Source organism: Helicobacter pylori HUP-B14 (genome assembly GCF_000259235.1).
Lineage (GTDB): Bacteria > Campylobacterota > Campylobacteria > Campylobacterales > Helicobacteraceae > Helicobacter > Helicobacter pylori_CU.
In genome coordinates, this window is sequence record NC_017733.1 from 1,425,334 (window position 1) to 1,439,824 (window position 14,491).

12 protein-coding genes are annotated in these 14,491 nt (G+C 40.1%); 4 read left to right on the plus strand and 8 right to left on the minus strand.

The annotated features are described in order from the left end of the window. The 4 genes from yidC (at window position 1) to HPB14_RS06925 (ending at window position 6,233) form a co-directional block, all read left to right on the plus strand. On the plus strand, window positions 1-1,647 hold the full coding sequence (gene yidC / locus HPB14_RS06910) for a membrane protein insertase YidC (protein WP_000375764.1): 1,647 nt from the start codon (window positions 1-3) through the stop codon (window positions 1,645-1,647). Next, complete coding sequence (locus tag HPB14_RS06915) at window positions 1,647-2,444, plus strand: Jag N-terminal domain-containing protein (RefSeq protein WP_001180799.1); 798 nt, start codon at window positions 1,647-1,649, stop codon at window positions 2,442-2,444. The genes yidC and HPB14_RS06915 overlap by 1 nt, the downstream gene beginning before the upstream one ends. After that, entirely contained in the window at window positions 2,437-3,789 is a 1,353-nt protein-coding gene (gene mnmE / locus HPB14_RS06920) for a tRNA uridine-5-carboxymethylaminomethyl(34) synthesis GTPase MnmE (RefSeq protein WP_014658543.1), read from the plus strand. Before HPB14_RS06915 ends, mnmE begins: the two co-directional genes overlap by 8 nt. A 203-nt stretch (window positions 3,790-3,992) precedes the next feature. Beyond that, window positions 3,993-6,233 (plus strand): outer membrane beta-barrel protein, encoded by a 2,241-nt coding sequence (locus tag HPB14_RS06925; RefSeq protein WP_000915416.1) that lies wholly within the window; start codon window positions 3,993-3,995, stop codon window positions 6,231-6,233. Here HPB14_RS06925 and HPB14_RS06930 read toward each other — a convergent pair. The 8 genes from HPB14_RS06930 to dnaE form a co-directional block, all read right to left on the minus strand. Next, a complete protein-coding gene (locus HPB14_RS06930) occupies window positions 6,230-6,412 on the minus strand; it encodes a hypothetical protein (protein ID WP_014658544.1) in 183 nt (60 codons plus the stop codon). The two genes, HPB14_RS06925 and HPB14_RS06930, sit on opposite strands and share 4 nt — an antisense overlap. A 404-nt stretch (window positions 6,413-6,816) precedes the next feature. Further along, entirely contained in the window at window positions 6,817-7,728 is a 912-nt protein-coding gene (locus HPB14_RS06935; RefSeq protein WP_000720357.1) for an LPP20 family lipoprotein, read from the minus strand. A gap of 9 nt (window positions 7,729-7,737) precedes the next feature. Further along, complete coding sequence (locus tag HPB14_RS06940; RefSeq protein ID WP_000681219.1) at window positions 7,738-8,079, minus strand: hypothetical protein; 342 nt, start codon at window positions 8,077-8,079, stop codon at window positions 7,738-7,740. A 7-nt stretch (window positions 8,080-8,086) separates the two neighbouring features. Further along, window positions 8,087-8,614: an LPP20 family lipoprotein gene (locus HPB14_RS06945; RefSeq protein ID WP_000795968.1), complete on the minus strand. Its 528-nt coding sequence runs from the start codon at window positions 8,612-8,614 to the stop codon at window positions 8,087-8,089. 23 nt (window positions 8,615-8,637) lie between these two features. Continuing rightward, on the minus strand, window positions 8,638-9,270 hold the full coding sequence (lpoB, locus tag HPB14_RS06950) for a penicillin-binding protein activator LpoB (RefSeq protein WP_000925195.1): 633 nt from the start codon (window positions 9,268-9,270) through the stop codon (window positions 8,638-8,640). Between the two features lie 361 nt (window positions 9,271-9,631). Next, window positions 9,632-9,946, minus strand: a complete 315-nt coding sequence (locus HPB14_RS06955; RefSeq protein WP_000895154.1) for a thioredoxin family protein — start codon at window positions 9,944-9,946, stop codon at window positions 9,632-9,634. 54 nt (window positions 9,947-10,000) lie between these two features. After that, window positions 10,001-10,789: a pseudouridine synthase gene (locus tag HPB14_RS06960; RefSeq protein ID WP_000398376.1), complete on the minus strand. Its 789-nt coding sequence runs from the start codon at window positions 10,787-10,789 to the stop codon at window positions 10,001-10,003. After that, the gene (dnaE, locus tag HPB14_RS06965; RefSeq protein ID WP_000662070.1) at window positions 10,771-14,406 is read right to left on the minus strand and encodes a DNA polymerase III subunit alpha; all 3,636 of its coding nucleotides are present in this window, start codon (window positions 14,404-14,406) and stop codon (window positions 10,771-10,773) included. Before dnaE ends, HPB14_RS06960 begins: the two co-directional genes overlap by 19 nt. Window positions 14,407-14,491: the final 85 nt, after the last annotated feature.

Below are 14,491 nucleotides of genomic sequence, written 5' to 3' on the forward strand. Positions count from 1 at the left end.
ATGGATAGAAACAACAATAATAATCTCCGCTTGATTTTAGCGATCGCTCTGTCTTTCTTGTTTATCGCTCTTTATAGCTATTTTTTCCAAAAACCAAACAAAACAACAACCCAAACCACAAAGCAAGAAACAACCAACAACCACACAACAACAAGTCCTAACGCGCCCAACGCCCAACATTTTGGCACCACTCAAACAACCCCACAAGAGAATTTGTTAAGCACGATTTCTTTTGAGCATGCCAGAATTGAAATTGATTCTTTAGGGCGCATCAAACAGGTTTATCTCAAGGATAAAAAGTATCTAACCCCTAAACAAAAGGGCTTTTTAGAGCATGTGGGCCATCTTTTTAGCTCCAAAGAAAACGCGCAACCCCCCCTAAAAGAGTTCCCCCTTTTAGCAGCCGATAAACTCAAGCCTTTAGAAGTGCGTTTTTTAGACCCCACGCTCAATAACAAAGCGTTCAACACCCCTTATAGCGCTTCAAAAACCACTCTTGGGCCTAACGAACAGCTCGTTTTAACCCAAGATTTAGGCGCTCTTAGCATCATTAAAACCCTGACTTTCTATGATGATTTGCATTATGATTTAAAAATCGCCTTCAAATCGCCCGATAACCTTATCCCTAGCTATGTGATCACCAATGGTTACAGGCCGGTGGCTGATTTAGACAGCTACACCTTTTCAGGCGTGCTTTTAGAAAATAACGACAAAAAAATTGAAAAAATTGAAGATAAAGACGCTAAAGAAATCAAACGCTTTTCTAACACCCTCTTTTTATCCAGCGTGGATAGGTATTTCACCACCTTGCTTTTCACTAAAGATCCTCAAGGTTTTGAAGCCTTAATTGATTCAGAAATCGGGACTAAAAACCCCTTAGGGTTCATTTCCCTTAAAAACGAAGCGAATTTGCATGGCTATATTGGCCCTAAAGATTACCGCTCTTTGAAAGCGATTTCACCGATGCTCACTGATGTGATAGAGTATGGCTTAATCACTTTCTTTGCTAAAGGCGTGTTTGTTTTACTGGATTATTTGTATCAATTCGTGGGCAATTGGGGTTGGGCTATCATTCTTTTAACGATTATCGTGCGCATTATCCTCTACCCCTTAAGCTATAAGGGCATGGTGAGCATGCAAAAGCTCAAAGAATTAGCCCCTAAAATGAAAGAGCTCCAAGAAAAATACAAGGGCGAACCCCAAAAATTGCAAGCCCACATGATGCAGCTTTACAAAAAACATGGGGCTAACCCGCTAGGGGGTTGTCTGCCCTTAATCTTACAAATCCCGGTGTTTTTTGCCATTTATAGGGTGCTTTATAACGCTGTGGAATTGAAAAACTCAGAGTGGATCTTATGGATTCATGATCTATCTATCATGGATCCGTATTTTATTTTACCGCTTCTTATGGGAGCGTCTATGTATTGGCACCAAAGCGTTACGCCAAACACCATGACCGATCCCATGCAAGCGAAGATTTTTAAACTACTACCCCTATTATTCACAATCTTTTTAATCACTTTCCCTGCAGGGTTAGTCTTGTATTGGACCACGAACAACATCCTTTCGGTGTTGCAACAACTCATCATCAATAAAGTCTTAGAGAATAAAAAACGCATGCATGCACAAAACAAAAAGGAACATTGATGCAAAATCCTATTGAAATCAAAGCCAAAACCTTAGAAGAAGCCCTTATCCAGGCTTCTATCGCCTTGAATTGCCCCATTATTAATTTGCAATACGAAGTCATTCAAACGCCCTCTAAAGGGTTTTTAAGCATTGGTAAAAAAGAAGCCATTATCTTAGCGGGCGTTAAAGAAAGCGTTAAAGAGGTTAAAGAAGAGAGCGTTAAAGAAACCAACACGAAAGAAAATCATCAAAACAATATAGAAGAAAAAAAACAAAAATTAGAAACAGAAACACCGCAAGAAGAAAAAATCACCCCTAAACCCCCTAAAAAAAACCTTAAAGAAGAATCTCATAATGGAGACAAACTCCATGAAATTAAGCAAGAATTGAAAGACTTATTCTCCCATTTGCCCTATAAAATCAATAAAGTGGAAGTCAGCCTTTATGAACCGGGGGTATTATTGATTGATATTGATGGCGAAGATTCCGCTCTTTTAATTGGCGAGAAAGGCTATCGTTACAAAGCCCTTTCTTACTTGCTCTTTAACTGGATCCACCCTGCTTATGGCTATAGTATCCGCTTAGAAATTTCCACTTTTTTACAAAACCAAGAAAAGGTTATGGAAGCGCAACTCCAAAGCACGATCATGACCGTGCATGAAGTGGGTAAAGGGCAGATGAAAGCCCCTGATGGCGTTTTAACCTATATCGCTTTAAAGAAATTACGAAAAGCATTCCCCAACAAATATGTCTCTATCAAAACCAATTTAAACGATGAAAAATACATCGTCATCAACGACTTTAACCATGAATGAAACCATCGCCGCTATCGCTACCCCTTTAGGCAAGGGAGCGATTAGCATCATTAAAATCAGCGGCCATAACGCCCTAAACATCCTCAAACAACTCACAAAAAAACAAGACTTCACCCCCAGATACGCTTATGTGCGCGATATTTTTTCTGATGGTGTTTTATTAGACAAAGCGTTAGTCATTTATTTCAAAGCCCCTTATAGTTTCACCGGTGAAGATGTGTGCGAAATCCAATGCCATGGAAGCCCCCTTTTAGCGCAAAATATCTTACAAGCTTGCTTGAATTTAGGGGCTAGGCTTGCTAAAGCGGGGGAATTTAGCAAAAAAGCCTTTTTAAACCATAAAATGGATTTGAGCGAGATTGAAGCGAGCGTTCAGCTCATCCTTTGTGAAGATGAAAGCGTTTTAAACGCTCTAGCCAGGCAGCTTAAGGGCGAGTTAAAAATCTTTATTGAAGAAGCCAGGAATAATCTTTTAAAGCTTTTGGCGAGCTCAGAAGTTTTGATTGATTATAGCGAAGAAGACATTCCTAGCGATTTTTTAAAGGAAGTGTCTCTTAATTTAGAAAAACAAATCGCCTCTTTTAAAGATTTATTGGATTTTTCTAATGCGCAAAAACAAAAAAACAAAGGGCATGCCTTAAGCATTGTTGGCAAACCCAATGCCGGCAAAAGCTCCCTATTAAACGCCATGCTTTTAGAAGAAAGGGCTTTAGTGAGCGATATTAAAGGCACAACAAGAGACACCATAGAAGAAGTCATTGAATTACAAGGGCATAAGGTGCGCTTGATTGATACGGCCGGTATTAGAGAGAGCGCGGATAAAATAGAACGCTTAGGGATTGAAAAAAGCCTTAAAAGTTTAGAAAATTGCGACCTTATTTTAGGCGTGTTTGATCTTTCTAAACCCCTAGAAAAAGAAGATTTTAACCTTATAGACGCCCTTAATCGTGCTAAAAAGCCTTGCATTGTCGTTTTGAATAAAAACGATTTAGCCCCTAAGTTGGAGCTTGAAATCTTAAAATCTTATCTTAAAATCCCTTATTCTTTACTAGAAACCAACACCCTAAATTCCAAGGCTTGTTTGAAAGATTTGAGCCAAAAAATCAGCGCCTTTTTCCCCAAACTAGACACTCAAAACAAGCTCTTACTCACTTCCCTAGCCCAAAAAACCGCCCTAGAAAACGCCATTACTGAATTGCAAAACGCTAAAAGCCATTTAGAAACTTTAGAGCTTTTTTCTTATCACATTTTAAGCGCGATAGAAAACTTGAACTTGCTCACCCGCCCTTATGAAACCAGCCAAATGCTTGATAGCATGTTTAGCGAATTTTGCTTGGGCAAATGAAACCGCTTAAAGAATGGATTAAAACCCTTTTTAGCGCTACTTTTTAAGACTTTTTTACCCATTAGCGCCGTTTAATACCCATTTTTACAAAAAACAATACTGCCACTTTTCAAAAGGGGGTAAAATGAGCTAGTTTAAAATGTATACATACCTATAAACTATTTTTGAGTAAAAATGTTAAAAAAGACCATTAAGGAGATTTCATGTTAAAACTCGCCAGTAAAACGATTTGTTTGTCCCTAATCAGCTCATTCACCGCTGTAGAAGCCTTTCAAAAACACCAAAAAGACGGCTTTTTTATAGAAGCCGGCTTTGAAACCGGGCTATTACAAGGCACACAAACCCAAGAACAAACCATCGCCACCACTCAAGAAAAACCCAAACCCAAACCCAAACCCAAACCCATTACCCCTCAAAGCACTTATGGGAAATACTACATCTCCCAAAGCACCATTTTAAAGAATGCGACTGAGTTATTTGCAGAGGACAATATCACCAACTTAACCTTTTATTCTTTAACCCCTGTGTATGTAACCGCTTATAACCAAGAAAGTGCTGAAGAAGCAGGCTATGGCGATAGCAGCTTGATTATGATACAAAACTTCTTGCCTTATAATTTAAACAATATTGAGCTGAGTTATACAGACAATCAAGGCAATGTAGTCAGTTTGGGCGTGATAGAGACTATCCCTAAACAATCTCAAATCATTCTGCCCGCAAGCTTGTTTAACGATCCGCAACTTAACGCTGATGGCTTCCAACAGCTCCAAACCACCACCACAAAATTTTCTGATGCCAGCACGCAGAATCTGTTTGATAAGCTCAGCAAGGTTACAACCAATCTTCAAATGACTTATATCAATTACAACCAATTTTCTAGCGGTAACGGCACTGGTTCTAAACCCCCATGCCCTCCATACGAAAACCAAGAAAACTGCACGGCTAAAGTGCCGCCTTTCACCTCTCAAGACGCTAAAAATTTGACCAATTTAATGCTGAACATGATGGCGGTGTTTGATTCTAAATCTTGGGAAGATGCTATTAAAAACGCCCCCTTTCAGTTTAGCGATAACAACCTGTCAAAGCCATGTTATTCTAATTATTCTACATGCGTGAACCCTTACAACGATGGGCTTGTTGATCCTAAATTGATCGCTAAAAATGCTGGAGATGAATACAATATAGAAAACGGGCAAACAGGATCAGTGATATTAACGCCACAAGATGTTATCTATAGCTATAGAGTTACGAATAATCTTTATGTGAATCTCTTGCCCCCAAGAGGAGGGGATTTAGGGCTAGGGTCTCAATATGGCGGCCCGAATGGCCCAGGCGATGATGGCACCAATTTTGGCGCTTTAGGGATATTGTCTCCTTTCTTAGACCCTGAAATACTCTTTGGCAAAGAATTGAATAAAGTCGCCATCATGCAATTAAGAGACATCATCCATGAATATGGGCATACTTTAGGCTATACGCATAACGGGAACATGACTTATCAAAGAGTGCGCATGTGTGAAGAAAACAATGGGCCAGAAGAGCGCTGTAAGGGCGGGAAAATAGAGCAAGTGAATGGGCAAGAAGTGCAAGTGTTTGACAACGGGCATGAAGTGCGAGACACCGATGGCTCTACCTATGATGTGTGTTCTCGTTTTGGCGGCCAAAATCAGCCCGCTTTCCCTAGCAGTTACCCCAATTCCATCTATACTGATTGCTCTCAAGTCCCCGCCGGGCTTATAGGCGTTACCAGCGCGGTTTGGCAGCAACTCATTGATCAAAACGCCCTACCGGTGGATTACACTAATTTGAGCAGCCAAACCAACTATTTAAACGCTAGTTTGAACACGCAAGATTTTGCGACCACTATGCTTAGCGCGATCAGTCAAAGCCTTTCATCTACTAGATCTAGCTCCACTACCTACCGCACTTCAAAAACCTCACGGCCCTTTGGAGCCCCCCTATTAGGCGTTAATCTTAAAATGGGCTATCAAAAATATTTTAACGATTATCTAGGGCTATCTTCTTATGGCATCATCAAATACAACTACGCTCAAGCCAATAACGAAAAGATCCAACAATTAAGCTATGGTGTGGGAATGGATGTGTTGTTTGATTTCATCACCAATTACACTAACGAAAAGAACCCTAAAAACAATCTAACCAAGAGGGTTTTCACTTCCTCTCTTGGGGTGTTTGGGGGGTTAAGGGGCTTATACAACAGCTATTATTTGTTGAATCAATACAAAGGGAGCGGTAATTTAAATGTGACCGGTGGGTTGAATTACCGCTACAAGCATTCCAAATATTCTATAGGCATTAGCGTTCCTTTAGTCCAGTTGAAATCTAGGGTCGTTTCTAGCGATGGCGCAACTACCAATTCTATCACCCTCAATGAAGGGGGCAGTCATTTTAAAGTGTTTTTCAACTATGGGTGGATTTTCTAAGGGTTAAAAATTGGCTTTAACTCTCTATTGGCTCTAAACGCTCTTTTTAGGCTCTTTTGTAGGCGGTTTAACGCTGTTTTGCGAGCGAGCGTTAGAGTTCGCTCTTTTTGCTCTTGTATCGCTTGCGTGATTCCTTTAAGCTCGTTGAAGCTTTTCTCTGTCTCGTTGTTTTGTATCATGTTTTTGTTCTCCTTTTATTCTCAAACGCCCTTTTTTAGGCGGTCGTTTGATTTAAAAATGCGTCAGCTTTTAAAAAAGTTTGTTGGTTTGTGAGACAAAAAGATAGACCCTAGCTTTGGGATTTGAACGCCCAAAATCATTCGGTTTTTTTCAAACAATCTCGCTTGCGTAGGCTCTTAAAAAAGATTTTGGTTTTTGTTAATTTTAGTTTTTAGCGTGTGTGGTTTTAGATGAGTTTATGGAATAAAGAGTATTGAATGATGTTTTAGTTTATTTGGCGAGAACAAAAACCATGAATTTTTAGAGGGTTATTTTAATGGGTGCGAAAACGCCACGCCAAACAAAATAATGACGGTTACAAAACTGAATGAATAAAAAAGTGCAAGCAAGATTAATATCCTGCTTATAGCCCCGTATTGCCCTGTCCTTCTTTATTGGCATAATCTTTCAATTCTTTATAAAGCAAAGATTGCAAGCGCGTGATAGCAAAATTCTTATTCTTTTCATCCACTTCAAGGCTTCTATTCAATACGAGCGTGCCTTGACAATCGCTCGCGCTAACAACCACTCTAATGCGTGTGATGCCATTAGCGCTGTCTGTGAAAACTTCATTTTTGATTTGATAGAGTTTTTCTTCATCGCTAGGGGTTAGCACTCTAGCATAAGCGCTTATGAGAGCGTTTTTAATCTCTGTATCGCTGTTGTTATCAAAAGTGATTTGCACTTTAGGTTTGAAAGCGTTTTGATAATAGATTTTTTCATAATTTTCTAACGAACCCACCGGGACAGAATACGCTTTTAAAATCCTTTCTATAGGCATCGCTTTAGCCAACAAATCCCCCATGCTCTTAGATTGCTGTAAAAAAACCCCTTTACAAACCTTAGGCATTAAGGTGGAAAACTGCCCATAAAGAGCGTTATACTTATCCCTTAAACCCTGCAAAAACAAGTTTTGATTAATCCTTACTCTGGTGTAGTAGATCCCTTTTTGCGCTTCTTGATTGACAATTTCTACATTATTCAATTCCAAGTCATCGGTCTTTAAGTTAATCGTTTGCGAATCGCTGGATTTTAACTTATTATCCACACGACTTTTTTGGATATGGATTTGGGAATTAACCACCACGCTAATAGACGCCACTAAATCCGCTAACGCTTTTTGTTTAGAAGCTTCTTTAGAAGTGGCTGAACCACTCCCATAAAGATAGCCTTTTTGGGTGTTTGTTTTGTTGTAGGCCTTGCCATACCACTTAGGCTCTGCGCTTAAATTGGCACCCACAAAAGCCATAAGGCATGCAAGAATAATCTTTTTCATTATTAATCCTTACTCATTCATTAAAGCGACATGCTTCTTAGTGATTCTTAGAAGCACATAAACTTTATCCGTATCAATAAAAGTGGCCTTTAGCTCACTAGCCTTAATCTCTATTTTATCCCCCTTGAAAACTTCCATCACTTTCTCTAAGGCGTTTTGTCTGGCTGAGGACAAGCTATAGTCCATATCTGAAAGCAATATATCGCTCATCCCACACACTAAAATTTTTTCGTCTTTGGTTTGGGTCTTTTCAATCTGCACTTCTTTTGAGCAATCCCTAGCCCACTTAGGCAAGGACTTCCCCCATACAACCCCCAACACCAAAACAAGCGCAATAGCAAGGTGTTTCATTAAAACCCTACTTTTTAACCATGCCTAACTCTTCGCGCACTTTATCCACAATTTGCTTATCCAAGCCCACTAAAACAAAAACCCTATCTTTACCGACATAGCGGGCAAGCATTTTAGAAGCGATCAATTCCTTATCCACCAATTGAGAAATTTTTTCAGTATCAGTGCCGCTGATGGACCTTTTACCAGAAGCGTCTACCGTTCTGGTTTTTTCATTTTCCAAATCTTTTTGTAAAGTGGATTTTAGATTCGCCGCTAAATTAGCCCTAGCTTTCGCTGTAGCTTGGTTAGTAGAATAATCCACATCATTATTAGTGATCAAATCCTCAGCCCTTCCTAAAAAGACCCCTGAATATTTTTCATACTTCGCCACTTTTTCCAAATCCCCTACCACCCAATCAGGAGCGCCTTTAGTCGCTTCTTTGTAAGCCTTATTGCTTTTACTGATACCTGATTTTGGGGCATGGCTACAACCTACGATCACCATCGCTGCTATCACGCTCATCCCTAAAATTTTTTTAACTTGATTTTTCATCGTTCATCCTTTCAAATATAAATTTAAAACATACGCTTATTGCTAGCGTTCTTCACAATAGGCTTAACATCGCTCCATACCTCTTCACCCGTTTTCCTGTTGGTAAGGCTTAGGGTGAAGTCATAGTCTAAGCGCTGCCTAGAACTACTAATAGAGGCTGCGATGCTGGATACTTTACCACTTAAAGATAAATCAGCGGCTTTTAAAGTGCCTTTTTCTACAGTGGTGTCTTGATTATACTCTTCGCTCTCTCGTTCTTTTTCGCGCTGTTTCACCATTCGGCTATCCGCTGCAATGCCACTCCCTCCGCTCGCCCTTGTGATATTGAACCTCCCATTAGATCGCAACCGCAACTGCCGCGCAATTTCAGTCGTCAAAAGATTCATATCCAAATTGGGCTGCGTGGTGTCGTTAATCACATCTGAAACTTCAATCAAATGCTTGCCCTTGAGTTGCTCAAAATTAGGGTCGCTAAACATGGAATCTAACATCGCGTTAGCGGTTAGCAATAAATCCGTGCTATTAATGCTTGCAGTCGTATTTTTAGTGGCATCATTCACATTTTGATAAGTTGCCATTTCGCTTGAGCAACCCACCCACAATAAAGTACTCAAAATCACCGAGCTTATAATTTTTAATTTTGTTTTCAATAACATAATGATAGAAACTCCCTATTCAAAATTTAAAACAGATACATCTGTTTCTAATTTTAAACTTCTAATCTAAACACACAGTGTTTTTGCGGATTTTAGCATTTTATGCGTCTTTTTTTTCACATTTTACAAGTTCTAGCCCTACAAATTTCACACTGCAAGCATTAATACCACAAATTCGCTCATTTTTAGCTTAATTAAAGAAACTTTTTTGACAAACAAGCTGATTTAAAAACGATAAAAAACGATTTTTTTAGGATAAAGAGACAATATAAAAGCTATTTGAAGTTAGCCCCTATCAAAAAAGGGGCTAAAAAAGATTTCTATGAATTCTTATTTTAATAACAAGACTCTTTAACGCCCTTTATAATAGCGTTTTAATCGCGTCTTCAATCGGTTTTTGAGAGCTAGGTTCTACAAGCCTTTCACCCACTTCTTTGGCGTTTTTGTAAAAAATCAAAGTAGGGATCTTGCGGATGCCTAAGCTCTCTTTGAGATCCTGGCTCTCATCAAAAGAAACCTTAAAAAATTCCACCTTGCCTTTGTAGGTTTTGGCTAAATTTTCCATGATCGGCTCAATCTTCCTGCAATCCGGGCACCAGCTCGCCCCCACATTAACCACTACCGCTTGATGAGCGGTTTTTTCTGCGTAATTCTTCCCGTTAATCACTTCTAACATGATAATCCTTATTTTTTATTTCCCCCAACTTTGAAGTATAGCATAACTCAAGCGCTAATCCCCTTTAGTATTAGTCCTATTAGCCATAAACGCATGCAACTCATTGTATTCTTGGCGGTTTAGAAAACGCATTTTCCCTACCGGCAAGGCATTCAAATTCACAAAACCATAACGAACGCGCCTTAAATCCAACACTCCAGCGTTAAAAAACGCAAAAAAACGCCTTAGTTCTCTGTTTTTCCCCTCATTGATGATGACTCTCAGTTTAGAATATTTGGCATGGTTTTTGATGATTTCATAACCAATAAAGGGGGCAAATTCCATGCTTTTAATGGGGGTTTTTTGGTGCGCTCCCTTAGTAGCGTTTTCTAATTTCAAGCCCTCTTGCATGGCGTTTTCCATCTCTCTTGTAACAAAGCCTTGAATTTTAATGAGATATTCTTTTTCTAAATTCGCATGCATTAAAGCGCTCACCACCGCCTTACTATCGCTTAAGAGTAACACCCCCTCGCTCGCAAAATCCAAACGCCCCACCGGCGCGAAATGGGCGTATTTTTTCTCCAAGCTTTCATAAATCACGCGCCGTTTTAAGGGATCGTTTTTGCTCACTAATTCGCCCTTTGGCTTGTGATAGACCAGCACGCTGAATTTTTTGTTTTTTAAGGGCTTGATGAGTCGCTTATCTAAAAACACCTTGTCGTTTTCTTTAACCACGCTAGCGAGTTTGGCATGCTCATGATTGATTTTCACCCGCCCTTCTAAAACCAATTTTTCAGCTTCTCTTCTGGAGTGCTTGGTGTAATGGGCTAAAAATTGGTTGATCCTCAAACTAAATCCCTCCACTCTAACCCTTTAAAATCGTCCTTAATCTTTTCATTCACCATTAGATCGCTTTGGATTTTGAATTGCTTGTCCTTATCTTTGATGATCAAATACAAGGGGCGTTTGCCCTGGTGTTTTAGAGCGCTCTCTTTGATCTGTCTTAAAAACTCTTTTTTCACATCGTTTTCTAACACGATCGCTAAAGAGCAAGAGCTAGAAGCGAGCATTTCAATGGGAGGGATTTCGCGCACGTCTTCTTTTTGCTTTTCAGGGTCTTTATAACGGGCTTTAGGGATTTTAACCTCTTTGGCGCTCTCTAAATCCAAGATTTCAAAAAGCCTCAATCGCGCCACTTCTTCTTGCTCTTCAATCTTGCATTTAAACACTAGAGGCTTATTAATATCCAACTCTTCTAAAGCGTTCAGTTGCTTTTCAAAAAGCATGAGTTCAAACTTGCCGTATCTGTCCAAAATGTCCGCTGTGCCATAAGGCTTACCGCTTCGTTTGCCAATTTTCTTTTTAACTTCCATGATTTTACCGAGCAAATAAGCTTGCGAGCCAATCTCCAACTCTTCAATATCAATGCTTTTGACTAAATTTTTAAAGCCCTTAATTTCTTCTTTAAACTCGTCTAAAGGGTTGCCTGAAACATGGATGCCTAAAGTCTCGTATTCGCATTCTAAAAGCGTTTTAGCGTCATGTTCGCCCAAATCAACCATGTCCAAAATAACCTCCTCTTTGGTTCCGCCTTCCATGGCTCCAAAAAGAGAATTACCCCCTTGCATCATTTCATTAGCCTTGTCTTTAGCGCGCCCAGCATCGCAGATCAAATCCAAGTTAGCGAGCATGGTTTTTCTAGTGTAGCCTAAATTGTCCAAGCTCCCCGATTTCACCAATGGCTCTAAAGATTTTTTAGTGAGTTTAGAAAAATCCACCCGTGAAATAAAATCTTCTAAACTCTTATAATCCCCTTTAGCCCTTTCTTCAATGATGTTTTTAATCGGCTCACCCCCAACCCCTTTAACCGCTCCCAAACCAAACACGATTTTCTTTTCTAACTCGTCCTTTTGATTTTTAAACTCCGCCACGCTGAAGTCTTGCATAGAAGAATTGATGTGCGGAGGCATCACTTCAATTTCTAAAGCCCTAACCTCATCAATATAGCGCGACACGGATTCAATCTTATTGGATTCGCTAGTGAGCATCGCTGCCATGAACTCATGCTTGTAATAAGTCTTTAAATACGCCGTTTGGAAAGTGATCATCGCATAAGCGGCCGAATGCGATTTGTTGAAACCATAGCCGGCAAATTTAACGATCAAATCCCACAAATTAGCCGCTTTTTGGCCATCATGCCCTAAATTTTTAGCGCCTTCTACAAACTTCGCCTTATTGTCCGCCATGATCTGAGCGTCTTTTTTCCCCATAGCGCGGCGGATCAGATCCGCTTCACCCAAACTAAAACCGCCAATAGTTTGCACGATTTGCATCACCTGCTCCTGATAGACGATCGTGCCGTAAGTGGGCTTTAAAATCGGCTCTAATTCTTTAAACGCATAAGCGATAGGCTCAACGCCATGTTTTCTGTTCACAAAATCATCTACCATGCCTGATTCCATGGGCCCCGGTCTCCCTAGCGCGATAATGGCGATAATGTCTTCAAAGCTTGAAGGCCTTAAGCGCTTGTTAAGCCCTTGAAACATCCCGGATTCAATCTGGAAGATCCCCACCGTATCCCCGCTTTGGATCGTTTTATACACTTTCGGATCGTCCATATCCAACGATAAAAAATCCACATCAATGTTATGTTGCGTTTTAATGATTTTAAGCGCATCATCAATCACGGTCAAGGTTTTAAGCCCCAAAAAGTCAAACTTAATCAGATCCACCGGCTCCAAATACTTCATGGAATATTGCGTAACGATACCGCCGGTTTTTTCAGAGGCAAATAAAGGGGTTTTGTGCCACAACTCTTTTTGGCTATCCACCACTAAGGCTGCGGCATGCACGCCTGCGTTGCGATTCAAATTCTCTAAATTGAGCGAATACTCCCACACCTGTTTGGCTAATTCATTACTCTCTACTAATTCCTTGATTTTAGGCTCTAATTCCCACGCCCCCTCTATGAACTCGCCATTTTTTTCATAGCCCTTAAGCGTGATGCCTAAGCGGTTGGGTATGAGTTTGGCAAAATCATCAGCCTCCTTATAAGGCATGTCCAAAACCCTTGCGACATCTCTGATCACGCCTTTAGCCAACATCTTATTAAAGGTGATGACCTGGGCCACATTGTATTTGCCGTATTTTTCAATCATGTATTCTATGATTTCCTTACGCCGGCGCTGGCAAAAATCCGTATCAATATCAGGCATGCTGACTCTTTCAGGGTTTAAAAACCTTTCAAAGAGCAGATCGTATTTCAAAGGGTCAATATCCGTGATTTTTAAGGCAAAAGCCACCAAGCTCCCGGCCGCGCTCCCCCTACCAGGCCCCACAGGAATGCCCATTTCTTTAGCGTAACGGATAAAATCCCACACGATCAGCATATACCCTGGGAATTTCATGTTCGTAATGACTTCAATTTCTTTTTCTAAGCGTTCTTTATATTGATCATGCTTTTCTTTTGGCACTAAAACTAAGCGCTCTTTCAAGCCCTCTCTAGCCTTATGAGCAAAATAAGAGGCGTCATCTTCAAAATTCAGACCCTCTTTTTGAGCGTAAGCTTTAGTGAATTTGAAGCTTGGAGGGGTTGGGGGGTTCTTTTTATCGTCTTTTAAATCAATCTCTAAAACGCATTTATCAGCGATTTCTTGGGTGTTTTCTAAAGCTTCTGGAATATCCGCAAACAGCTTCGCCATTTCTTCAGGGGATTTAATGTAAAACTCATGCACGGAGTGTTTCAAGCGCCCCTTATCGTTTAGGGTTTTACCCATCGCTACGCACATCGCTACTTCTTGAGCCTTAGCGTCATTAGGCATGGTGTAGTGGGTGTCGTTTGTGGCAATGATTTTTAACCCTGTTTCTAAAGACATTTTAATGACTTGCTCATCAATGAATCGCTGATCTAAAATGCCATGACGCATGATTTCTAAATAAAAATCGTCTTCAAAAATCTCTTGGTATTCGCAAGCGATTCTTTTGGCTTCATCATAGCCTTTAGCCCCATACTTGCGGTTTCTCTCATTATTGGTATTCAAATGGTAATTAACTTCCCCTTGCAAGCACGCGCTAGAAGCGATAATGCCCTTAGAATGCTCTTTTAGAAGTTTTTTATTGATGCGCGGGAAATAATAAAACCCCTCTAAATACGCCATAGAGCTTAAGAACATCAAATTTTCATAGCCCTCTTGGTTTTTAGCGAACAAGCACAAATGGAAACGCTGTTTGGTTTCTTTGCTAGAAAGGTTGTCATCGTTATGGATATACGCTTCCATGCCGATAATAGGCTTAATGCCTTCTTTTTTCATGCTCGTATAAAAATCAATCGCTCCAAACATGTTCCCATGATCAGTTACGCTCACGCTTTTCATGCCCAATTCTTTAATGCGTTTGGCTAGAATTTTAATCTTGTTCGCTCCGTCTAAAAGCGAATATTCTGTGTGCAAGTGCAAATGCGTGAAGGCTTTATTCTCTTTCATTGTATAACCCCTATTTGGATTTAATGCCATTATACCTATCGCTCTTTAAAAAACTCTTTATTAGATTATTTAGTGGTGAATTATT